Origin of the sequence: Actinomadura soli (genome assembly GCF_005889715.1) — a bacterium.
In the GTDB taxonomy this organism is placed as follows: Bacteria; Actinomycetota; Actinomycetes; order Streptosporangiales; family Streptosporangiaceae; genus Spirillospora; species Spirillospora soli.
Genome location: NZ_VCKW01000143.1, coordinates 1 through 22456 on the forward strand (window position 1 = coordinate 1; position 22456 = coordinate 22456).

General features: G+C 71.0%; 21 protein-coding genes and 2 pseudogenes. 11 read left to right on the plus strand and 12 right to left on the minus strand.

Going from position 1 to position 22456, the window contains the following annotated elements; genetic code table 11:
* The 3 genes from ETD83_RS25140 to ETD83_RS25150 all read left to right on the plus strand — a co-directional run.
* Positions 1-2683: helix-turn-helix transcriptional regulator (locus tag ETD83_RS25140; RefSeq protein ID WP_138647677.1), on the plus strand; the 2683-nt coding region annotated here is incomplete at its 5' end.
* 183 nt (positions 2684-2866) lie between these two features.
* Positions 2867-3196, plus strand: a complete 330-nt coding sequence (locus tag ETD83_RS25145; protein WP_138647678.1) for a hypothetical protein — start codon at positions 2867-2869, stop codon at positions 3194-3196.
* 230 nt (positions 3197-3426) lie between these two features.
* A complete protein-coding gene (locus ETD83_RS25150; RefSeq protein ID WP_138647679.1) occupies positions 3427-6807 on the plus strand; it encodes a S8 family peptidase in 3381 nt (1126 codons plus the stop codon).
* Positions 6808-6949: 142 nt separating this feature from the next.
* Here the strand turns inward: ETD83_RS25150 and ETD83_RS25155 are convergent, their stop codons facing one another.
* The gene (locus tag ETD83_RS25155) at positions 6950-7918 is read right to left on the minus strand and encodes an NmrA family NAD(P)-binding protein (RefSeq protein ID WP_329602976.1); all 969 of its coding nucleotides are present in this window, start codon (positions 7916-7918) and stop codon (positions 6950-6952) included.
* Positions 7919-7942: 24 nt separating this feature from the next.
* Between ETD83_RS25155 and ETD83_RS25160 the strand changes: the two genes are divergently transcribed.
* Positions 7943-8890, plus strand: a complete 948-nt coding sequence (locus tag ETD83_RS25160) for an AraC family transcriptional regulator (protein WP_138647681.1) — start codon at positions 7943-7945, stop codon at positions 8888-8890.
* 3 nt (positions 8891-8893) lie between these two features.
* Here the strand turns inward: ETD83_RS25160 and ETD83_RS44785 are convergent, their stop codons facing one another.
* From ETD83_RS44785 to ETD83_RS25170, 4 genes are all read right to left on the minus strand, one after another.
* Entirely contained in the window at positions 8894-9046 is a 153-nt protein-coding gene (locus ETD83_RS44785) for a hypothetical protein (RefSeq protein WP_230421160.1), read from the minus strand.
* Positions 9043-9204, minus strand: coding sequence for an ATP-binding cassette domain-containing protein (locus tag ETD83_RS44790; RefSeq protein ID WP_329602980.1), 162 nt, complete (start codon positions 9202-9204; stop codon positions 9043-9045). The genes ETD83_RS44785 and ETD83_RS44790 overlap by 4 nt, the downstream gene beginning before the upstream one ends.
* Positions 9152-9538, minus strand: coding sequence for a P-loop NTPase family protein (locus tag ETD83_RS45740; protein WP_329602978.1), 387 nt, complete (start codon positions 9536-9538; stop codon positions 9152-9154). Before ETD83_RS45740 ends, ETD83_RS44790 begins: the two co-directional genes overlap by 53 nt.
* Positions 9539-9952: 414 nt before the next feature.
* On the minus strand, positions 9953-10195 hold the full coding sequence (locus ETD83_RS25170) for a hypothetical protein (RefSeq protein ID WP_138647682.1): 243 nt from the start codon (positions 10193-10195) through the stop codon (positions 9953-9955).
* A 388-nt stretch (positions 10196-10583) separates the two neighbouring features.
* Here ETD83_RS25170 and ETD83_RS25175 point away from each other — a divergent pair, with 388 nt between their 5' ends.
* On the plus strand, positions 10584-12992 hold the full coding sequence (locus ETD83_RS25175) for a phosphoketolase family protein (RefSeq protein ID WP_138647683.1): 2409 nt from the start codon (positions 10584-10586) through the stop codon (positions 12990-12992).
* Between the two features lie 23 nt (positions 12993-13015).
* Positions 13016-14128: an acetate/propionate family kinase gene (locus tag ETD83_RS25180; RefSeq protein WP_138647684.1), complete on the plus strand. Its 1113-nt coding sequence runs from the start codon at positions 13016-13018 to the stop codon at positions 14126-14128.
* Between the two features lie 115 nt (positions 14129-14243).
* Here the strand turns inward: ETD83_RS25180 and gap are convergent, their stop codons facing one another.
* From gap to ETD83_RS43875, 5 genes and pseudogenes are all read right to left on the minus strand, one after another.
* Positions 14244-15242, minus strand: coding sequence for a type I glyceraldehyde-3-phosphate dehydrogenase (gap, locus tag ETD83_RS25185; protein ID WP_138647685.1), 999 nt, complete (start codon positions 15240-15242; stop codon positions 14244-14246).
* 148 nt (positions 15243-15390) lie between these two features.
* Positions 15391-15789, minus strand: coding sequence for a universal stress protein (locus ETD83_RS25190; RefSeq protein ID WP_138647686.1), 399 nt, complete (start codon positions 15787-15789; stop codon positions 15391-15393).
* On the minus strand, positions 15756-16052 hold the full coding sequence (locus tag ETD83_RS46075) for a universal stress protein (protein WP_138647687.1): 297 nt from the start codon (positions 16050-16052) through the stop codon (positions 15756-15758). The genes ETD83_RS25190 and ETD83_RS46075 overlap by 34 nt, the downstream gene beginning before the upstream one ends.
* Positions 16053-16467: 415 nt before the next feature.
* A pseudogene (locus ETD83_RS46080) lies at positions 16468-17145 on the minus strand (SulP family inorganic anion transporter); the annotation flags it as partial.
* The gene (locus ETD83_RS43875) at positions 17045-17881 is read right to left on the minus strand and encodes a SulP family inorganic anion transporter (protein ID WP_205717872.1); all 837 of its coding nucleotides are present in this window, start codon (positions 17879-17881) and stop codon (positions 17045-17047) included. The pseudogene ETD83_RS46080 and the gene ETD83_RS43875, both read right to left, overlap by 101 nt.
* On the opposite strand from ETD83_RS43875, the gene ETD83_RS25205 reads away from it, so the two are divergent.
* From ETD83_RS25205 to ETD83_RS44800, 5 genes and pseudogenes are all read left to right on the plus strand, one after another.
* Entirely contained in the window at positions 17874-18419 is a 546-nt protein-coding gene (locus ETD83_RS25205; RefSeq protein WP_329602979.1) for a DUF4389 domain-containing protein, read from the plus strand. The genes ETD83_RS43875 and ETD83_RS25205 overlap by 8 nt on opposite strands.
* An 87-nt stretch (positions 18420-18506) precedes the next feature.
* Complete coding sequence (locus ETD83_RS25210) at positions 18507-19547, plus strand: zinc-dependent alcohol dehydrogenase family protein (protein WP_138647689.1); 1041 nt, start codon at positions 18507-18509, stop codon at positions 19545-19547.
* Between the two features lie 189 nt (positions 19548-19736).
* A complete protein-coding gene (locus ETD83_RS25215) occupies positions 19737-20570 on the plus strand; it encodes a universal stress protein (RefSeq protein WP_171064422.1) in 834 nt (277 codons plus the stop codon).
* Positions 20571-20627: 57 nt separating this feature from the next.
* Positions 20628-20813, plus strand: a pseudogene (locus tag ETD83_RS25220) (universal stress protein); the annotation flags it as partial.
* Positions 20814-20997: 184 nt separating this feature from the next.
* Complete coding sequence (locus ETD83_RS44800; RefSeq protein WP_230421161.1) at positions 20998-21357, plus strand: universal stress protein; 360 nt, start codon at positions 20998-21000, stop codon at positions 21355-21357.
* 40 nt (positions 21358-21397) lie between these two features.
* Here the strand turns inward: ETD83_RS44800 and ETD83_RS25230 are convergent, their stop codons facing one another.
* Together ETD83_RS25230 and ETD83_RS25235 are read right to left on the minus strand one after the other, a co-directional pair.
* Positions 21398-21919, minus strand: a complete 522-nt coding sequence (locus ETD83_RS25230; RefSeq protein WP_138647692.1) for a CBS domain-containing protein — start codon at positions 21917-21919, stop codon at positions 21398-21400.
* A 94-nt stretch (positions 21920-22013) separates the two neighbouring features.
* Positions 22014-22456 (minus strand): cation transporting ATPase C-terminal domain-containing protein (locus ETD83_RS25235; protein WP_171064423.1); only part of this gene is annotated, 443 nt, incomplete at its 5' end.

A 22456-nucleotide genomic window follows, 5' to 3' on the forward strand; every position in this document is an offset into this window, starting at 1 on the left:
GGGGAAGACCCGGCTGGCGCGCGAGGCCGTGGACCGTGCGCGGCGGGCGGGCCGGGACACCGATTGGCTGCCGGCCACCCGCGCGGGTGCGTCGATTCCCTTCGGGGTCGTCCTGCCGGTGCTCTCGCCCGACAGGCCGTTGAGCGGGAACCCGGCCGAGGTCTTCCGCCGCATCGCCAAGACCATGGCGGCGCGGGCGGAACGGCTGGCAGTGGTGCTGGGAGTCGATGACGCGCACCTGCTCGACGAGTGGTCGGCCATGGTGATCCACCAGCTCGCGGTCCACGGGCTGGTCTCGGTGGTGGCCACGGTGCGGATCGGTGAGCCCGCTCCGGACGCGATCGGCCGGCTCTGGAAGGACGGCCCCGCCCGGCGGATCAGCGTGGGCCCTCTCACGGCGGCGACCGTCTCCATTCTGCTGGAGCACTCTCTCGGGTCGCTGGTGGAGGGGGTGACCCGGGCGGAGATCGACCGGATGGCGGCGGGTCATCCGCTCTTGTTGCGCGAGCTGCTGATCGGGGCCCGGGAGGAGGGTGCCCTGGCGCGCAGGGAGGGCGTGTGGTTCTGGGATCCCGCGGCCAAGCACGGGGCGCGCCTGAACGAACTGGCCGAGGCGTGGCTGGGCACGCTGGACGGCGCGGCGCGTACGGTGCTGGAGGTCCTGTCCTGCGGCGAGCCACTGCCCGTCGCGACCCTGGACCGTTTGACGGTCGCGGGCCCGCTGGAGCCGGACGCGGTCGAGGCGGTGGAACGCGCGGGCATGGTCGTGTTCGCGAGATCCGGGCGGCGGCGCGTGGTGCGGCTGGTCCCGCCCCTGCACGGCGGTGTCATCCGCGGCGTCCTCCCGGAGGCCCGGGCACGCAGAATCCGTGGCTGGCTGGCCGACGCCCTCGACGGGGAGCCGCGGCGCCGCAGGGACGACGAGCTGCGCCTGGCCGGGTGGCGGTTGGACACTGGCACGGCCGCACGCCCCAAGGTGCTGCTCAGCGCGGCGTGTCAGGCCGCCGAGCGGGTCGACCTCGCCCTCGCCGAGCGGTTCGCCCGAGGCGCCCGGGACATCGGCGCCGGTCCCGAGGCGGATCGGATGCTGGCCCTGGCCCTGGCTTGGCGGGGTCAGGGTCCGGAAGCGGAGGCGGTGCTGGCCGGGGGCATGTCCGCGGCCGGCGACGGTGACCGGCGGTGGCAATGGGCGGCGGTCCGCGCGGCGTGCCTGTACTGGGGAGCCGGGTCACCGGACGCGGTGGACGAGGTGTTCGACGAGCCCCGGCCGGGCATCACGAGCGGCGCTTCCGGCGCGGAGACCGCGGACCGCGGAGACGGCCGGCACGAGCGGGATGACCGAGCCGACGAGAACGGCGAGGGAGACCGGAACGGCGAGGCCGGCCGGAACGCTGCCGCCGAACCGGACTGCGAGGCCGCCGAAGCCGTCCGCACATGGCTCCTGCTCTGCGACGGCCGTTGCCGCGACGCCCTAAGACTGGTCTCCGCGAGCGTGGACCGCACGGGCGCCATGGGAGGCGCGATCCGGCCGGTCGCCGTGCTCGCCAACACGCTCCTCGGCCGTCTCGACACCGCTCTCGCGCTGTCCGACCGGGGACCGGCCCCGGTCGAGGGGGGCCGCGACGAGTCGCCCTGGCAGGAGGCGATGCTCCGCTGGACCCGCTGCCTCGCGCTGCGCATGGCGGGACGGTTACGCGAGGCGGGAGAACTCGCCGAAGAAGGGTACGCGGGCGCCGTCGCCCAGGGCGCCAGGGAGCTGGCGGCGAGCTGGGCGGGATTCCGCGGCGGGCTCGCCAAGGTGCAGGGGCGGGTGGTCACCGCCCAGTCCGCGCTGCGCGAGGCGGTGGCGGCCCGCGAGGGGGAGGACTCTTTCAGGATGACCCGCAGCCTGCTGGCCGACCTCGCCGGCGCCGCGGCGCTCGCCGGGGACGCGACCGCCGCCGGGCGGTGGATGGCCCGCGCCGACGCTCTGCGCGACGAGACCAACCGGGTGATGAATCCGTGGATCGAGGTGAACCGCGCCTGGGTGCTCGCCGCGACCGGAGACCTGACGCGCGCGGCGGCGCAGGCCCGTCACGCCGCCGCGCTGGCGAACGAGGGCGAGCTGTACGCCGACGAGGCGATCGCGTTGTACGAAGCGGCCCGTCTAGGCGATGTGCGGCCCGTGCTCTCTCGCCTCACCGAACTGGGCGACTCCGTTGACGGCCCGCTAATGCCGGCACTGGCCCGTGCGGCGCACGCGCTCGGCTCCTCCGACGGCGAGGCCCTCGACCGCGCCGCCACCGACCTGGACGGCCTCGGCCTCGCGCTGCACGCCGCGGAGCTGGCCGCCGCCGCCACCAGGGCCCACCGGAAGGCGGGGCGCCCGGGACGGGCGGCGGCGGCACAGGCACGGACGGCGGCCCTCCTCGACCGCTGTGAAGGCGCCCGGACCCCACTGGTCATGTCCGGGCACGACGTCGCGGACTCCTCGCTCCCCCCGCGCGTGCGCCAGGTGGCGCTGCTGGCCGCCACGGGTATGTCCAGCAAGTCCATCGCCGAGCGGCTGGCCCTGTCCGTGCGGACGGTCGACAACTACCTCGGGCGCGCCTACTCCCGGCTCGGCGTCTCCAACCGTGCCCAGCTCGCCACGCTCATGGGCTCGACCGACATTACTCCTGGGATGAATGACAGCGAGAAATAATAGAGTAATGGCGGCTACTCTAGCCTGCCTGCGGAAACCCGAATAGCCTCTCGATCGGCTTGTTCGATCTCGCTGCCGACCCAACGTGATCTCATGCCGAGCAGGTGAAGGCACTTCGAGGAGGCAGGCACGCCGATGAGACGCAGATTTCCGAAACGGGTCAAAGCAGTTGTCCTTGCAGTGATGTCGGTGAGCACCCTGCTGGTGCTGCCCGCCGGTCCGGCCAACGCGGCGACCGAACGCGTGTGCGCCGGAGACGACAACGTTCCACAGGGCTTCGTGAAGGTCAACGATTACTGGGATCCAACACGCTGCGGAAACCCGTCATCGATCTTCCCCAACGTCTGGGTGATCGAGAGCTACACCGACAAGGCCGTCGGTGACGAGATGGTGGTGTGCTCCGGATGGCGGCCCGCCGGATGGTCCACCCTCAACAGCTTCTGGGATCCGACCCGGTGCGGAAACCCGGGGCCGATCACCAACAACATGTGGAGCATCAAACGGCTCGTGTGAAAGGCGCCGCGTCCATGCCGACCGCGCTGGTCGGTGTGGACGCGGCGCAGCCCGCACCCTGACGGCCAAGAACGTTCACGGCCGTCGGGGAACGACGCATTTAATTGGCCTGCACCCTTCTTTATGAAACAGAAATTCAGACTGAAATACTGCCCATCTTGGAAGTGCCACAAAGGTTGGCCATCGATCTATTTTGACGGGGGTTGCGCATACCAGCAAAGGAGCTGAGCATGCTCTCGCGACACCCCCTTTCCCCGATAGACGCCGATCCGGTCCCGCGCTTCGGGACACCCCAACGTCCAAGGGCGCGCTGGCGACTGCCGGCCGCCGTGGTGCTGCTGAGCCTGCTCCCCGCGCTCAGTCCCGCCGGTGCCGCCTCGGCGGCGCCGGCTCTCTCAGGCGCGGCTCCGGCCGGCGCGGCGCCGGGCCGCGCGGCCGGAGCCGCGCCCCGCACCGTCACGCTGATCACCGGTGATCGGGTCACCGTCATGGGCCAGGGAGTGTCGGTCGAGCCCGCCAAGGGGCGGACCGGCGTACCGTTCCTCAACCAGCGCGTCGGTGGGGAGCAGCACGTCGTCCCCGCCGACGCCCTGCCCCTGCTCCGGTCCGGGAGGCTGGACCCGCGCCTGTTCGACATCACCACCCTGCTGGACTTCGGCTACGACGCCCGTCCCAAGGGCCTGCCGCTGATCGTGACACGTCCCAAGGCGGCGCCGCGTTCGGCGATGGAGTTCCCGGGTCTCGCGGTGACCCGGGAACTCCCGGCGGTGAACGCGGTGGCGGCCGATGCCGGGTCGGGGACGGCGCTGTGGAGATCACTCACCACGCGGCCCGCCTCCGCCGGAACGAAAGTCTGGCTGGACGGGCGGCGCCGGCTTCTGCTCGACACCAGCGTGCCGCTGGTGGGCGCGCCGGCCGCCTGGAAGGCGGGCTATGACGGCAAAGGCGTGAAGGTGGCGGTGCTGGACACCGGCGCCGACGCGACCCATCCCGACCTGGTCGGACGGGTGGTGGCCGAGCGGAACTTCACCCCGGGCGAGGCCGAGGACACCATCGGCCACGGCACCCACGTGGCGTCCACCGTGGCCGGCAGCGGAGCCGCGGCGGGCGGGCGCTACCGGGGCGTGGCCCCCGGCGCGAGCCTGCTCATCGGCAAGATCTGCATCGGGCGCGAATGCCCGGACTCGCTGATCCTCGAAGGCATGCAGTGGGCCGCGGAGCAGGGCGCGGACGTGGTCAACCTGAGCTTCGGCGACGCCGACCGGCCGGGGATCGACCCGGTGGAACAGGCCGTCGGGAACCTCACCGAGCGGTACGGCACGCTGTTCGTGGCGGCCGCCGGAAACAGCGGCGAAATGCACCCCAGCATCCGGATCAGTTCGCCGAGCAGCGCCGACGCCGCGCTGTCGGTCGCCGCGACCACCAAGACCGACGAGTTCGCCGGCTTCTCCAGCCGCGGGCCGCGGCCGGGCGACCTCGCCCTGAAGCCGGACATCGCCGCCCCGGGCCAGTCCATCCTCGCCGCCCGCAGCAAGGACATGTGGCCGCCCTCGCCCGACCAGAAGCACGTGTCGTTCACCGGCACCTCGATGTCCGCGCCGCACGTCGCCGGCGCCGCGGCGATCCTCGCCCAGCAGCATCCGGACTGGACGCCGGCCCAGCTGAAGGCGCACCTGATGGGCACGGCCAAGCCGCTGTCCGGCGTGGAGGTCACGCGCCAGGGCGCCGGACGGCTCGACGTGGCCCGCGCGGTCGGCCAGACGGTGACCGCCGAGCCGGGCTCGGTGAGCTTCGGCACGCAGCTCTGGCCCCACGACGGCCCCGCCGTGCCCAAGCCGGTGACCTACGTCAACCACGGCAAGGAACCGGTGGCCCTGAAGCTGTCCACCGACGCCAAGGGCCCGGACGGCAAGCCGGTGCCGGCCGCGGGGTTCACGGCCAACCCCTCGTCGGTGACCGTGCCGGCGGGTGGCCGGGTCAAGGTGACCCTCTCGGCGGACCCCAAGGCGATCGGGGCGGTGTACGGCCACATCACCGGCCACCTGCGGGCGACCGCGGGCGACACCGTGATCGGCATGCCGTTCAGCCTGGAGAACGAGCAGGAGAGCTACGACCTGACCATCAAGCACCTGGACCGTGGGGGCGCGCCCGCCACCGGGTTCCTCGACACCCTGTTCCGGATGGACAAGCCTGGTATCTACGGGACGCTCGGGCCCGGCAAGGGTGACACGGTGCGGGTGCCCAAGGGCGTGTACACCGTCAACTCCGTCATCGGCCAGGACCAGGACAACCTCACCACCCTGCTCGTCCAGCAGCGACTGGAGGTCACGTCGGCGCAGACCATCGTCGCCGACGCGCGGCAGGCCGAACCGGTCACGGTGACCCCGCCGGGCACCGATCTGCAATGGCGCGCCGCCGCGGTGGGAGCCGGGTTCTCCTCCCCGGGCAACTCGTACAACTTCCTGCTCCAGGCGACCAGCTTCGACAAGATCACGGCCGGCCGGATGGGGCCGGACGAGCCGGTCAAGGGCTTCCGGTCCTTCGTGCGCGGGACCGTCCTGCAACCCGGGCCGGGCGGCACCGACGCCGACAGCCAGGCGGTCTACCACATGGCATGGCCGATCGAGCGTCGCATGATCACCGGCTTCAGCAAGAAGGTCGAGCAGCGGGACCTCGCCACGGTCAAGGTCAGCCGCGCGATCAACACCCCCGGCGGCACCGGCCGGTCGGGGACCTTCCCCAGCGCCGACCAGGGGCTGCTGGGCAACGTCGCCCCGTCGCTGTCCACGCGGCTGCCGTTCCATCGCACCGAGCACTACACCACCGAGGACGGGGTGCGGTGGCAGGCGATCGAGTTCGAGTTCAGACCGGACTTCCAGCCGGCGAGCTATCTGGAGTCCGCCCCCGTCGCCTATCGGGCCGGGCGGACCTATGCCGAGAAGTGGAACTACGCGGTCATCGGCCCGACACTGCCCCGCGAAGGCAGACCGATGGTCCGCCGCGAGGGCGACATCCTCAAGATCGACACGGCGTTCAGCGGTGACGGCTCCGGCCGGTACGGCGTCATCATGGAGGACGCGCGGACCCTGGCCGTCCTGTACCGCAACGGCGTCGAGATCGGCAGAAGGCCCTTCGCGATGACGGAGTTCGCCGTGCCGCCCGAGCCGTCCGACTACCGCCTGCACATCACCAGTGAACGGCGGTCCGGCGAACTGTCCACCCGGGTGGACGTGGCGTGGACGTTCCGCTCCGGTCATGCGGACGAGGGCGAGCCGGCCCTGCTGCCGCTATGGGCGGTGCGGTACGTCCCACCGGTGGACGACCACGGCACCGCCGAGGCCGGACGCGAGATCGAACTGCCGGTCATCACCGAATCGCAACCGGGCGGCGACGCCGGGCGGTTGCGCGACCTGACCGTCCAGGTGTCCGTCGACGACGGCAAGACCTGGCAGGACGCACAGCTCAAGCAGACGCCGGGCGGATCGGTGGCGCTCGTGCGGCACCCGCCCGCGAACGGCTTCGTCTCGCTCCGCGCCACAGCCGAGGACGGCGACGGCAACAAGCTGGAACAGACCATCATCCGCGCCTACCGGATCGCAACTCGATCCTGACCACGCACCCACCCCGCGGGGGACGGCGGGCACCGGCCCGGCGTCCCCCGGCCACTGCTCCGGACTCGCCGGCTCCTGCGCGGCTGGACCGCCGAGGACGACGCGGCCCGCTGGCGCGGACGGCCTGCAAGTGTCGGCGGTGTCATGTCGCGGGCGTGCCGGTGGCGGTCTGGACGAGGTGGCGCAGTGTCTCGTCGATCTCGGTGGTGCAGGCGTGGTTCCGGTCTCCGCGAGGGTGGAACAGGCCGCGTTGGTCCGCGCCGTACAGTGCGGCGAGTTCGTGGGCGAGCGGTGCGGGGAGACCGGCGTCGAGCATCGCCTCGATCCAACCGGCCTGAGGGATGGTGACCACCTGGAGCGGCTTGCCGAGCACGGCTGCCAGTCGCCCGGCTACATCGCGTTCGGTGTACTCGGGGCTCAGCAGGTCGACGGTTTCGCTGGTCGGGGAAGGCGCGAGCAGTGCCGCCGCGGCGGTCTTCCCGATGTCGCGAGTGGCGATCATCGGAGTGGGGACGTCGGCGTTCTCGCCGAAGACGGGATAGATTCCGGTGTCCAGAGCGGCGCCGAGCAGCGTCTCGACCTTCTCCTGGAAGTGCGGCGAACGCAGCGCGGTCAGCCGCGCGCCGGTCTGCCGCAGCCGGTTCTCCAGATGATGCAGCCAGCGGACCGGCCCGGTGCCTTCGGCCAGCTCGGCGCCGATCGAGGACAGCATGACGACATGAGCGACACCGCTGTCGCCGACCGCGCCGGCGATCGAATCGGCCAGCCGGCGATGCTCGGCGTCACCGGCGGTCGGGACGGTGGGGAGCATGATGAACGCTCCGTCGCTCCCGTGCAGCGCCCCGGCCAGTGCCGCCCGATCGCCGAAATCGGCGACCACGACCTGCGCTCCTCGCTGTTGCAAGGCCAGACCCTTGGTCGCGTCACGGACCACGGCCCGTACCGGTGCGCCCCGATCCAGCAACTCATGGGCGGTCACCGCTCCGACATGTCCGGTGACTCCTGTGATCGTGTACATCGGCTTGCCTCCAGGGCTCGCTTCAGGGGTCGTTCGCTGTCCAGCCAAGCGGCACCAGCTGAGCCGATCCATATCTGATAGGCGCATTTCCATGTCTGTGCGTCTACCATGAGTGCCGTGGATCCCCTGAGCGACCTCCTGGAAGGCGTCCGCGCACGAACCGCGGCGTTCTGCCAGGCGATCCTGGACCCGCCGTGGGCCCTGCGCATCGCCGACGGTGCCGCCCTCGCCCTGGCCACCACGTTGCACGGGCACGCGTGGATCGTGCCCGACCACGGACAACCCGCACTGATGCGCACCGGAGACGTGGCCATCATCAAAGGCCCGCACCCCTACACCGTCAGCGACGATCCGGCCACCGTCCCTGACATCGTCGTTCACCACGACAATCGCCTGACCACCACGGACGGCACCGACGTCACCGACGCTCTGCGACTCGGACCGCGTACCAGCGGCTTCACCCGCGACGGCTCGGCGATTGTCGCCAGTGGCACCTACCAGATCAGCAGCGACGTCACCGAACGGCTCCTGAACGCCTTGCCCGACATCGTGCTGGTGCCCGCGGCCGAGGCCCAGAACCCGGTGATGACCTTGCTGGCGCAGGAGGTGGGCCGCGACGGTCCGGCCCAGGAAGTCGTGCTCGCCCGCCTGCTGGACATCGCACTCGTCGTCACGTTGAGCGCGTGGTTCGCCCGTCCGGACGCACAGGCACCGGGCTGGTACCGGGCGCAAAGCGACCCGCAGGCCGGTCCCGCGCTTCGGCTCATGCATGACGACCCCGCCCACCCCTGGAACATCGCCGACCTCGCCGCCAAAGTGGGCTGCTCCCGAGCCGCCCTCGCGCGCCGCTTCACCGCACTGGTCGGCGAACCACCCATCACCTACCTGACCCACTGGCGGATGGCGCTCGCCGCCGACCTGCTCCGCACATCCGACCTCACCATCGAGACCATCGCCCACCGAGTCGGCTACGCCAACGCCTTCGCCCTGAGCGTCGCCTTCAAACGCATCCGCGGACTATCACCCACGCAGTACCGCGCAGGCGACCGCCTAATGGCGCTTTGAGCGTCACGCGTTCCCGACCACGCGGGCCACGGCCAGTCGGTAGGCCTCGTCGGTGCCGAGGAGGTTGCGGTGTGCGTCCTCGGCGGTGATGACGCCGTCGTCCAGGACGAGGACCCGGTCGGCGGCGTCCAGGAAGGGCGGGCTGCTGGTGATCACGATGGTGTGCGGCCCCGGCGCAGCGCGGCGATGTTGCGCGCGATGAGCTGTTCGGTGACGGCGTCGACGGCGGTCGTCGGGTCGTGCAGGACGAGGATGTCGCTGTCAGCGGCGAGGGCACGGGCCAGGGACAGCCGTTGCCGCTGTCCGCCGGACAGGTTCGCCCCGGTCGCGGACGGGGTGGTCGAGCCCGTCGCGGTGGGGCGCGACGACGTCGGTCAGCATGGACGCCTCGACGGCCTCGGCGATCATCCGTCCGGTACCCGACGGATCGAGGTTCGTGCGGAGGGTGCCCGCGAAGATCTCCCCGTCGTAGGGGTTCACCAGGATGTGCTCGCGGAGCGCCTCGATCGACAGGCCGGCCGTCTCCTGCGCGCTGACCCGCACCACGCCCTCGTACGCGTCGGGCGGGACGGTGGCGGCCAGGACGGACGCGAGGTGGGCCGCCGCGCGCGGCTGGTAGGCGGTGATCGCTACGCACCCCGCGGCCATGCAGGAGCCGAAACACCAGCGCTCGTCCTTACCTCGAAACGATCGGTAAGCGGGCCCCCGTGGCGGCCCGTGGCCGGTAGCGGCGCCGGTCGACCGATACCTCAGCAGTCCCACAGGCCCAGCAACGGCGCTCCCACCCAGCACGACGCCGGTTGCGGCTCCCACGGCGTGAACGACCATCTGCTTGCCCGGGGGGAGGCATGATCGACACTGCCACGTGCCCGGCCAGACCGTGGGGCCTTCTCCGGTGTGCGTCCCGGCGTGCGAGCCCGCCGGTCAACGCGATCGAGCGGCCGACCACGGCCCGACCCCGCGTCTTCGACGATCGTGGTCAGCCACGGGCACACCGCAGAGCCGCACGACGGCAGCACCAGAACTGCTCGGGATGCATTTCGACCTAGGGAGGCAGACTGATCACACGCTGAGCTCATATCCCTCTTGGTCGCGCGTGCGGTGCAGGCGGCGGTGTCCGATTGCGGTGTGGAAGCTCCAGTAGCCGGGGAAGCTTCCGTTGGCGATCACGGTGCGGAGTTTGAGGACCGCCTCTGCCCCTGGCCAGGCCTCAGCGGACGCCGCCGCGCCCACCGGCGTCGGCGGATCCGGCCACATCAGTGTGGGTTCGGCTACCACCTGGGCCGCTCCGCCCAGGATCTCCACCTTGGTCTCCCGGGTGATGACCGGCCGCGAGGATCGCTCTTCCTTGGCCTCCAGCGTCCGTCCGACTCGGCGATCTGTTCCCTGAACTCCTCGATCCGCTGCGGGACCGCCGCATCCCACCGCGCCAGTTCCTCAAGCAATGGGCCCAGCGCGACCGCCTCCACCTCGGGCGGTAGAGGTCAACCCCCCGGCCTGCAGCGACCGAACCCTCAAGAGTGCAGCTCAACCGGTCCCTGAGAACGAACCGCACCCTGGTCCTTTTCGGCGCCTGTGACGAGGACGGCCGGTGATGAGCAGGCATTGCGGCGTCAGGGATGTGTGACCTTCGGCCCTGACCTCTGGGCGGGGTGGTGTGGTGCGCTGAGATCAACGAGCGCTTGGAGGAACGATGACGTCGACGACCGCGGACGGCAATGTGCTGGCCGGGACCGAACTTGAACTGCTCGACGCCTATTGGCGGGCCGCGAACTACCTGTCGGCCGGACAGATCTACCTGCTGGACAATCCGTTGCTGCGAGAGCCGCTGCGGCCAGAGCACATCAAGCCGCGGCTGCTGGGGCATTGGGGCACGTCACCTGGGCTGAACTTCTGCTACGCCCATCTGAACAGGGTGATCAAGGCCCGTGATCTGGACATGATCTACGTCATGGGGCCGGGGCACGGTGGCCCCTCGGCGGTCGCCAATGCGTGGCTGGAGGGGACCTACAGCGAGGTCTATCCGCTGGTTTCGCGGGACGCGACCGGCATGCGCCGGCTGTTCCGGCAGTTCTCTTTTCCGGGTGGCGTCCCCAGCCATGTGGCGCCGGAGACGCCTGGCTCGATCCATGAGGGCGGTGAGCTCGGCTATTCGCTCGCGCACGCGTACGGGGCGGCGTTCGACAATCCGGATCTGGTGGTGGCGTGCATCGTCGGTGATGGGGAGGCGGAGACCGGGCCGTTGGCGGCGAGCTGGCATTCCACCAAGTTCGTGGACCCGGTGCACGACGGGGCGGTGCTGCCGATCCTGCACCTGAACGGCTACAAGATCGCCAATCCGGCGGTGCTGGCCCGGATCCCCGAGGACGAGCTGGTCCGGTTGTTCGAAGGGTACGGGCACGCGCCGATCGTGGTGTCCGGGGACGACCCGGCCGTCATGCACGGTCAGATGGCGGTCGCGCTGGACCGGGCGCTGGACGAGATCGGCCGGATCCAGCAGGCGGCCAGGGACGTGGGAGCGACCGACCGGCCCCGCTGGCCGATGATCATTCTGCGGACGCCGAAGGGCTGGACGGGCCCGAAGGAGGTCGACGGGCTGCCCGTGGAAGGCACCTGGCGATCCCATCAGGTGCCGCTTCCGGGCGTCCGGGAGAATCCCGCCCACCTCGCGGAGCTTGAGTCGTGGCTGCGTTCCTACGGACCGGACGAGCTGTTCGACGAGGACGGGCGGCCGAGCGCGGCGCTGCGCGGCCTGGCGCCGGCCGGGGAGCGGCGGATGAGCGCGAACCCGCACGCCAACGGCGGGTTGCTGCTGCGCCCGCTGGAGCTGCCCGATCCGCGAACGTACGCGGTGCCGACGGACAAGCCCGGCACGGTCACCGCGGAAGCGACCCGGGTGCTCGGCGACTACCTGCGCGACGTCGTGGCCGCCAACCCGCGCACGTTCCGGATCATGGGGCCGGACGAGACCGCGTCCAACCGGCTGGGCGCGGTGTTCGAGGTGACCGATCGCGTCTTCGCGGGCGAGACGCTCGACACAGATGAGCATCTGGCCCGCGCCGGACGGGTGATGGAGGTGCTGAGCGAGCATCTGTGCCAGGGCTGGCTGGAGGGTTATCTGCTGACCGGGCGGCACGGGCTGTTCAACAGCTACGAGGCGTTCATCCACATCGTGGACGCGATGTTCAACCAGCACGCCAAGTGGCTGAAGGTCACGCGGGACCTGCCGTGGCGCCGTCCGATCGCGTCTCTGAACTACCTGCTCTCGTCCCACGTGTGGAGGCAGGACCACAACGGCTTCACCCATCAGGATCCGGGCTTCCTGGACGTGGTGCTGAACAAGAAGGCGGAGATCGTCCGGGTGTACCTGCCGCCGGACGCCAACACCTTGCTGTCGGTCGGCGACCATTGCCTGCGTTCGCAGGACTACGTGAACGTGGTCGTCGCCGGGAAGCAGCCTGCGCCGGTCTGGCTGCCGATGGAGGAGGCGGTCGCGCATTGCACCCGCGGCATCGGCATCTGGGAATGGGCCTCGCATTCGCCTCGGCCGCCCCATTCCGCCGACCACGTCGGCGACGGGAGCGCCGACCCGGACGTCGTCCTGGCCTGCGCGGGCGACGTCCCCACCCTGGAGACGCTGGCCGCGGCCGACCTTCTGCGGCGGTTCTTCCCCGAACTGCGGGTCCGGGTCGTCAACGTGGTCGACCTGATGCGGCTGCAGCCGGTCGAGGAGCACCCGCACGGGCTGTCCGACACCGAGTTCGACGCGTTGTTCACCACCGACAAGCCGATCATCTTCGCTTTCCACGGCTACCCGTACCTGATCCACCGGCTCGCCTACCGCCGCGCGGGGCACGGCAACCTGCACGTCCGCGGCTACAAGGAGGAGGGCACGACCACAACCCCGTTCGACATGGTCATGCTCAACGATCTGGACCGCTTCCACCTGGTCATGGACGTCATCGACCGCGTCCCGTCCCTCGGCGGGCGCGTGGCCCACGTCCGGCAGCGCATGGTGGACGAACGCCTGAGGCTGCGCGCCTACACCCGCGAACACGGCGAAGACGCCCCCGAGATCCGCGACTGGACCTGGCCGTACTGACCGGACGAACCGATGGAGCTCTAATGCGGATCCTCACTGTGAACCCCGGCTCCAGCAGCATCAAATTCAGTCTGGTGGAGGCCGACGACACCGTCCGTGCGCACGTCGAGCTGCCCACCGGCGGCGCGGACCGGGAGGCCGAACGCCTGCTGGCGTCCGTGGCGCGGCTGCCGCGTCCGGACGCGGTCGGCATCCGCTTCGTGCACGGCGGACGGGACTTCACCTGTCCCGTGCTGATCGACGACGAGGTCACCGAACGGTTGCACGGGCTGACCGGCCTGGCGCCGCTGCATCAGCCGCTGTCGCTGTACGCGCTGGGCGAGGTCCGCCGGGCGTTTCCCGACGTCCCTGCCGTGGCCTGCTTCGACACCGCCTTCCACGCCACGCTCCCCGAGGCCGCCGCGACCTACGCGCTGCCCGCCGAATGGCGTGAACGGTTCGGGGTGCGCCGGTACGGCTTCCACGGGCTGTCCCACGCCTACGCCGCCCGCCGGACGGGCGAGCTCCTGAGCGCAGGTTCCGCCGCCCCCACCGGCCTGCGGGCGGCCGTGTGCCATCTGGGGTCGGGCGCGTCATTGTCGGCGGTGGCCGGCGGCCGGTCGGTCGACACCACGATGGGGTTCACCCCGCTCGACGGACTGGTCATGGCGACCCGGGCGGGCGGCATCGACCCGGGCATCCCCCTGTGGCTGCTGGCGCACGGTGTCCCAGCCGAAGAGATACGCGACGCGCTGGAGCACCGCTCCGGGCTGCGCGCGCTGGCCGGGACCGGCGACATGCGGACGTTGCGGTCCCGCGCCGCCGCCGCCGACGAGGCGGCGGTGTCGGCGCTGACGGTCTACCACCACCGGCTGCGGGCATGCGCGGCGGCGATGACCGCCGCGCTGGGCGGGCTGGACGCGCTGGTGTTCACCGGCGGGGTCGGCGAGCACGATCCCGAGACCCGCCGGCGCCTGGTCGCCGACCTGGCCTACCTGGGCGCCCGGATCGATCCAGTACTCAATGCCGCCGCCCGCGGCGACGCGGTGATCAGCCCGCCGGACGCGGCAGTCGCGGCGGTCGTGGTCACTGCCCGCGAAGACCTGGAGATCGCCGCGGGCACCCGTTCGGTCCTGCATGAGGGCGCACGCCTGTGACGAGAACGGGCGCCGTGAGGAGAATGGGCGTCTGTGAAAGGCACGGCCCGGGACCGCTCGTGCGGCCCCGGGCCGTGGCCGGGCGCGGACGTCCGATGAAGCGCTCAGGGCGCCGTCACAGGCTGGCGGCGATGTGTTCGACGAGGTCGGCGAGGCGGCAGGTGTAGCCCCATTCGTTGTCGTACCAGCCGAACACCTTCACCAGCTCGCCGCTGGACTGGGTGAGCGGGGCGTCGAAGACGCAGGAGGCCGGGTCGCCGATCACGTCGCGGGACACGATGGGGTGGGTGTTGTAGCGGACGATCCCGGTGAGCGGCCCGTCGGCGGCGCGGGCGAACGCCTCGTTGATCTCTTCTGCGGACGCCTGGCGCTCCAGGAGGCAGGCCAGATCGACCAGGGAGCCGTCCTCGATCGGGACGCGCAGCGCCATGCCGTCGAATCGTCCGGCCAGCTCGGGGATTACGAGCCCGACGGAGCGGGCGGCGCCGGTGCTGGTCGGGATGAGGTTCACGGCGGCGGAGCGGGCGCGGTGCAGGTCCTTGTGCGGGGAGTCGAGCAGGTTCTGGTCGTTGGTGTAGCCGTGCACGGTGGTCATGTAGCCCTTGACCACGCCGAACGTGTCGTGCAGGACCTTGGCCATGGGCGCGACGCAGTTGGTGGTGCAGGAGGCATTGGAGACGATGGAGTGGCGGCCGGGGTCGTAGATGTGCTGGTTGACGCCCATCACGATCGTGGCGTCCACGTCCTTGCCGGGCGAGGAGAGGATCACCTTGCGGGCGCCGGACTTCAGGTGGACGGCCGCGTCCTCGCGCCGCCGGAACTTGCCGGTCGACTCGATGACGATCTCGGCTCCGGCCGCGCCCCAGTCCAGGTCGGCGGGGTCGCGGTGCGCGGTGACGGGGATGCGTCGCCCGTCGACGATCAGGGCGGTGTCATCGTGTTCCACCGTCCTGCCGAGGCGGCCGTAGGTGGAGTCGTACATCAGCAGGTGCGCGAGCGTCGCGGTTTCGGTGATGTCGTTGATCGCGGCGATCTCCTGGCCTCGCTCCAGGGCCAAGCGCAGGTAGTTGCGGCCGATACGGCCGAACCCGTTGATCCCTATCGGGGTGGTCATCACTTCTCCCACATGGTTGTGCGGTGTCGGCCTTTCCAGGCTCCGTCCGGCGAGGGGACGGCGCCAGGGACCTTCGTCGCGATGACCCGTACGGTGTGGTGCAGTGAAAGGGGACTTTTGTCCCTAGGAACATCCGGGGCGCTGATGTTCACTGACAGTGCGTGGCACCGAGCCGTTCGAGCTCCCGGCCGAGATCGGCGACCCTGGAGTCCTCCTCCTCGCCCGAGCAGGCCTCCGGCGGGAGGGCGCGAAGGACGACGAGCGGGGCGCCGTGCAGCTCGGCCTCCTGATAGGCGACCCCGAGTGCTTCTCGTGCCGGCCCTGACCCGTCGAACCCGGCCACGATGGGCATCTCCGGCCGCCGTGCGAGGGGAGGCCGCGCGATCACGACAGGGCACCGGGCGTGCGCCGCGACACCGGAGCTCACCGAGCCCAGCAGACTGCCTATCGCGCACTGCCCGCGCGAACCGACGACCAGCAGCTCCGCCTGCGCGCTCGCCCGCCTGAGCTCGGTCACCGGGAACCCGCGCAAGGGCAGCGGGTGCACCGGGACACCACGCTCCCAGCGTGGGCCATGGCGACCGCGTCATCCAGGATCCGGCTTGCCTGAGTGCGGAACAGATCAGCGGTGAGTTCATCGATTCCCGCGTCCCAGGGCGGACTCCACACATCGCAAACGGTGACGGCGCTGTGCCGCAGCCGGGCCTCCGCGAGCGCCCAGCCAAGCGCGAACCGGGCGTGGTCGGAGTCGTCGTAGCCCACGAGCAGCCCGGGTTCGTCCCACGGCCTGGTGTCGTGCTGGGCTCTCATCAAGCGTCCGCCGTTCCGGCTCTCCAGAAGGGATGTTCTGTGACACAGAGTCTCCGCTGCCAGGCCGTTCGATTACCCCATTGGTCAGGTGACCTAAGGACCAACGGTCCTCGCAGGGGTGAGGTCGCAGATGGCAGCAGGTTGGCCGGGGGACGTGGATGACGCTCGGCCGACCGGACGCGCGACCGTGAAACCTAGCGCTGCTTCGGCTCTGGTGGGCCGATGTCAGTGGGCTCGTCCGGGGGCGGGTGCTCGCGGTTCCAGCGTTCGAACGCGGCGACCGCCGTCGGCAGAGTGGGGAACAGCCGGTCGTCGCCGATCGTGTCCGCGAGCCCGAAGGCGCGCAGATCATCGAGGAGGTCTTGCTTGACCCGTGCCAGCGCGAAGACGATCCTCTGCCGCAGAGTTCGGATCGAAGCGCTTCCACCGCTTTCAGCCCGGTGAGGTCGACCTCGACATTGGCCTCGGCATTGAGGACGAACCACCGCACTCCGGTCCCGCCTTTCCGTGCGGCGGCCAGGGCGCGGCGCTTGAAGTCGGTGGCGTTGGCGAAGATCAACGGCGAGTCGTACCGGTATACGACCAGGCCCGGGATCGTCCGCGCGGTGGGGAAGTCGTCCACGTCGTGCATGCCCGCCATGCCGGGGACCTGGCCGAGGATGGCGTCGTGCGGTCTGGCGACCCTGGCCAGCAGCATCATGACCGACAGGCCGACCGCCACGAGGATGCCGTACAGGATGCCGAATGCGAGCACCCCGGCCAGCGCCGCGACGGCGAGCAGCAGTTCGCTGCGGCGGAACGCGGCGAGTCTGCGGAACCCGGCCAGATCGACCAGGCGCACCGCCGCGTAGATCACGATCGCGCCCTGCGCCGCCGAGGGGAACCGGGCGAGCAGGGGGTGCAGGAAGAGCAGCACCGCGACCAGGGCAGTGAGCGAGAAGAAGGAGTACAGCTGGGTGCGTCCGCCGGAGGCCGCTGCCAGGGCGGTGCGGCTACCGCTGCTGCTGACCGGGAAACCGTGGAAGAACCCCGCGCCGATGTTCGACGCGCCCAGCGCCAGCAGTTCCTGGTTGCCGTCCACCTCCTTTCTCACCCCGGGCGGCGAAGGCCCGCGCGGTCAGGACGTTGTCGGTGTAGCCCACCAGGAGGACGCCCAGGGCCGGGACGAGCAGCTCGGTCAGGTCGGCGGGAGCCGGCACGGCAGGACGGGGCAGCCCGGCGGGCACGTCGCCGATCACCTTGATGCCCCGCTGCTCAAGATCGAACGTCATCACCGCGGCGGTCGCGAGCAGCACGGTCAGCAGCGGCCCGGGTGCGCGAGGGAGCTTCCACTGCAGGCCGAACAGGAACACCAGGCTCACCGACGACAGCAGCACCGTCCCGGCATGGGCCCGGCCGAGGCCCTCGACGAACGAGGCCAGCTCGCGGAGCGCGCCGTCCCCGTCCGTGGCGACCCCGGTCGTGCCCGGCAGCTGGCCGATGATCATGATCATGGCGACTCCCGCCATGTAGCCGATCAGGACGGGCTGGGACAGCAGGTCGTTCACGAAGCCCAGCCGCAGGCACCACGCCGCCAGCGCCAGCAGGCCGACGATGACGGCGAGCGCGGCGGCGAGCGCGGCGTACTCGCCCGGGTCGCCGGCGGTCAGCGGCCCGACGATCGCGGCCGTCATCAGCGCGGTCGTCGATTCCGGTCCCACCGACAGCCGCCGTGAGGAGCCGAGGACGGCGTACAGCACGATGGCCGGGACCATCGCCCACAGACCGGCGATCGGCGGCAGCCCGGCCAGCGCCGCGGCGCGGGCGCGGAACGTGTTGGCGGTGCTCACCGTGGTCGCGTTCTTCGCGATTCTGTTCACCGGCCGCTACCCCCGGTGGATCTTCGACTTCAACGTCGGGGTGCTCCGGTGGGCCTGGCGGGTGGCGTTTTACGGCTACGGTGCGCTGGGCACCGACCGATACCCGCCGTTCACGCTCAAGGACGTCCCGGACTACCCCGCCCACCTGGAGGTCGACTACCCCGAGCGGCTGTCGCGGGGGCTGGTGCTGGTGAAGTGGTGGCTGCTGGCGATCCCGCACTACCTGGTGATCTCGCTCCTCACCGGCGGCGGCATCGGCGGGGACGACGCGGGCTGGCACGCGCCCGGACTGGTCGGGGTGCTGGTGCTCATAGCCGCCATCGCGCTGCTGTTCACCAGGCGGTACCCGCCGGGCATCTTCGGATTTGTCATGGGCATGAACCGCTGGGTGCTGCGGGTGGCCGGCTACGTGTTCCTGATGACCGACCGGTACCCGCCGTTCCGTCTCGACACGTGCGGCGCCACCGCCGAGCCGGACGGTGCCGCGGCGACCTGGCAGGGACGTTAGGCCCGCGCATCGGGACGTTGGGTACTACCGGTGCCGTCCCGCCGGATTCGACGCTGGAAGCAGCAGAACCGATGAAGGAGGCGGACCATGCGAGCGCTGGTGTATCACGGCCCTGGGCACAGGGCGTGGGAGGACGTTCCCAAGCCGCAGATCATCGAGGACGGCGACGCGGTCGTCCGGGTGGACGCGGTGACGATCTGCGGGACCGACCTGCACATTCTCAAGGGCGACGTCCCCGCCGTGACCGATGGCCGGATCCTCGGCCACGAGGCGGTCGGCACTATCGAGGCGGTCGGCCCTGGCGTGCGGACGGTCAAGCCCGGCGACCAGGTGCTGGTGTCGTGCATCACCGCGTGCGGGACGTGCCGGTTCTGCCGTGAGGGCCGCTACGGGCAGTGTTTGGGCGGCGGGGGCTGGATCCTCGGCCACAAGATCGACGGGACACAGGCCGAATACGTGCGGGTGCCGTTCGCCGACACCTCCGTCCACCCGCTGCCCGGGGGTGTGCCCGCGCAGGACGTGCTGATGCTGGCCGACATCCTGCCGACCGGCTACGAGGTCGGCGTCCTCAACGGTGCCGTCCGGCCCGGCGACACTGTGGCCGTGGTGGGCGCGGGCCCGATCGGGCTGGCCGCGATCATGGGCGCGCGGCTGTTCAGCCCGAGCACCATCGTCGCCGTCGACCTGGCCGACAGCCGGCTGGAGGCGGCCGAGCAGTTCGGCGCCGACGTCACGATCAACAACTCCCGCCAGGACCCGCTCGCCGCCGTCCGGGACCTGACCGGCGGGCTGGGCGCGGACGTGACGATCGAGGCCGTCGGCGTCCCGGAGGCGTTCGAGCTGACGGTCGCGCTGGCCCGGCCGGGCGGCCACATCGCCAACATCGGCGTGCACGGCGCCCCGGCCGTGTTGCACCTGGAAGAGCAGTGGATCCGCGACATCACCATCACCACGGGCCTGGTGGACACCTTCTCCACCCCGACCCTGCTCCGCCTGGTCGCCGGCGGCCAGCTCGACGCCGGACGGTTCATCACCCACCACTTCACCCTGGACGAGTTCCCGAAGGCCTACGACGTCTTCGCCGACGCCGCCCACACCGGCGCACTCAAAGTCGTGCTCACCCGCTGACCAGGATCGTGAAGCCGCGGCCGTCTCCCCGATGGCGGCGGCTTCGACGTTCGGTGCACAACGGGATGGTGCTGGGGAAATCGGTGACCGTCGTCCCTGCCAGGGCGGGACCTTTGGCCGCGGAGCGGCGGCGTCCGGCGGCCTAGCGTCGAGGGTGAAGCGACAAGATCAAGCTCAGGAGGGATGACGATGTCGGCTCCGATCGTGGTGGGGATCGATGGTTCCGCGCATGCCTGGCGGGGGCTGGACTGGGCGGCGGACCGTGCCGTCCGCCATCGGCTGCCGTTGCTGCTCGTGCACGGTTCCCGCGCCTTGGTACCCGATGGTCCGATTCCGCCGGACGCGCTGCGCCGGTTGGTCGCCGAGCGGGAGGACCTGCTCGCCGAGGCCCGGCAGTACGCGTTCAAGATCCATCCGGACCTGGACATCGAGACGCGGCTGGTGCCGGAGGACCCGGGCCGGGCGCTGGTGGGGGAGAGCGAGCACGCGGACCTGGTGACGGTTGGATCACGCGGGCTCGGCGGTTTCGAGGGCCTGCTGTTCGGGTCCGTCGGCCTGTACGTCGCCGCGCACGCCCGGTGCCCGGTGCTGGTGGTGTCGCGGCAGGCGCCCTTCCCGGCCGACGCGCCGGAAGAGATCGTGATCGGCCTTGAGGGCAGTGCCGGCGAGGACGCCGTCGTCGAGTGGGCGTTCGCCGAGGCCGCCACGCGGGACGCCAGGATCCTGGCGCTGCACGCGGTGGGCAGGGAGTTCGGCTCGCCGCGTCGGCGGGTGATCGAGGACATGGAGCTGTCGCAGGCCCTGGCCGGGATGCGAGAGCGGTTCCCGGACGTCCCGGTCGACCACCTGGTCTCGGACCGGACGCCCGCTCAGGCGCTGGTGGAGGCGTCGGAGAACGCCGCCCTGGTCGTGGTCGGCGCCCGCCGCCGGCGCGGCCTGGCCGGTATGGCGCTGGGCCGGGTCAACCACGCGGTCCTGCACCACGCTCATTCGCCGGTCGTGGTCGTCCCCACCCGAGACTGAACCGGCCCCAAGCTCCGTGCGACACCTGACGGAGAAGGGACAGTAGAGGAGTCGACCATGTCCAGTCCGATCATTGTGGGAGCCGATGGCTCCATTCCGTCGGAACGAGCCGTGTCCTGGGCCGCTGATGAGGCGGCCCGGTACGGGCGCGCCCTGAAGATCGTGCATGTGGTGGAGGAATGGCCGTTCGACGTCCCGCTGAACACCGCGCCCGGAGAAGTGCGCTCGGTGTCCCGGGCCGGCGGTGAGGTGATCGCGGGCGCGGAGCGCATCGCGCACCTCGACGTGGTCGACGCTGAGCTGGCAGCGCCGCCACAGCCGGGTCCAGGCCAGCGTGTGCCGATCCAGCAGGGCGTCGAAGCCACCGGCCTGGGCGACGGCCGCCAGCGCGGCCCGCCCGTGTTCCTCGACGGCGCGGTCGCGAGAGGTGAACACGGCGGCGACCTTCTCGATCGTGACCGGCGCGGTGCCCGAGGCCGAGCTGCCCCTGTTCACCGACAAGAACAGGCTGTTCCGCGCCCGCGCCGCCATGCTGGACCGGACCGTCCACCCATGGCACCGGCGTTACCCAAAGGTGCGCGTGCAGATATCGCTGCGGGTGGAGCGTCCTCGTGAGGCCCTGCTGGACGCGGCTGCGGGCGCCGACCTGCTCGTGGTCGGAGACCGCGGCACCGGCGGCGTGGAACCGCTGCTGCTGGGTGCGACGAGCTCGGCGATGCTGCACCACGCGCCCTGCACGGTCGCGATCGTCCCCCCGCCCCGCGATGCTGCGCAGCGCGCCGCCTGACGAGCGTCCCCCCACCGGACGGTGGGGGGACGGCACCGGTTCAGTCGGGCCCCATACGGCCTCGGCCTGAGTGGGCCGAGGCAGTGCTGGGCAGCACCGGTTCGATGCGGTAGAGGGACGGCATGCCCGCGCTGCGCGGCGCGATATCGTGCTCTGCTCCGGCGAGGGCGGCGATCAGGTCGTGTGCGGTGATCAGGCCGACGAGGCCGCCGTGCTCGTTCGTCACCGGGACGTAGTCGGTGCCGGCCTCCAGCATGGCGCGTGCCACGCCGGGGATGGTGGTCGATGGCTGGACCGTGGTGAGCGGCGGGTCGGGCAGGAGCGTGGTCACGGGTCGGCGGGCGTGGCGGGGTGCGGCGGCGTTCCAGGTCGAGGTGAGGGTCTGGGCGTCGATGACGCCGAGGAACCCGCCCTCGTCGTCGGTGACCGGCAGGTGGTGCACCTCGGCCTTGCACATCAACTCCCAGGCCATCAGCACCGACTCCGATGCGGCGATGGTGAGCAGGTCCCGGGTCATCAGTTCGGCGGCGGTGCGTTGTTCCAGCGGCGGATGCGTGCTCATCGGTCCTCCTTGTGGTTCTGTTCCAGGTTCTCCACCAGGGCCTGCGAGAGGTCAGAGTCGAACGTCCTGTCCTCGGTCCGCCGAAAGGCACACGTCAGCGGGAGCGCTGGGCGAGCTTGATCAGCTCCAACGCCAGGTAGGAGATAACGGCGATCGCGGTGATGCGCGCCCAGGCGGCGGCGTCGAGCGGTGCGGAGTGGAACAGGTCGTTCATGGCGGGTGTGTAGGTGTAGAGGAGTTGGAGGGCGATGAGGCCGAGGACGCTGGCCGCGATCCAGGGGTTGCGGCGGATGCCGCGCCACAGCAGGGGGCGGTCGAGGGAGAGGCAGTTGAACAGGTAGGTCGTCAAGGTGAGTGCGAAGACGTTGACGACGATGGTTTGCGCGACTTCGGGGGAGGCGTCGTGCGCCCGTTCCCAGTGCTGGAGCCCGAAGGCTCCGGCGAGCAGGATCGCCGAGACCAGCAGGATCCGGATGGTCAGCGCGCGGGGGATCAGCGGCAGGGACGGGTCGCGCGGCGGGCGGGTCATGATGTGCT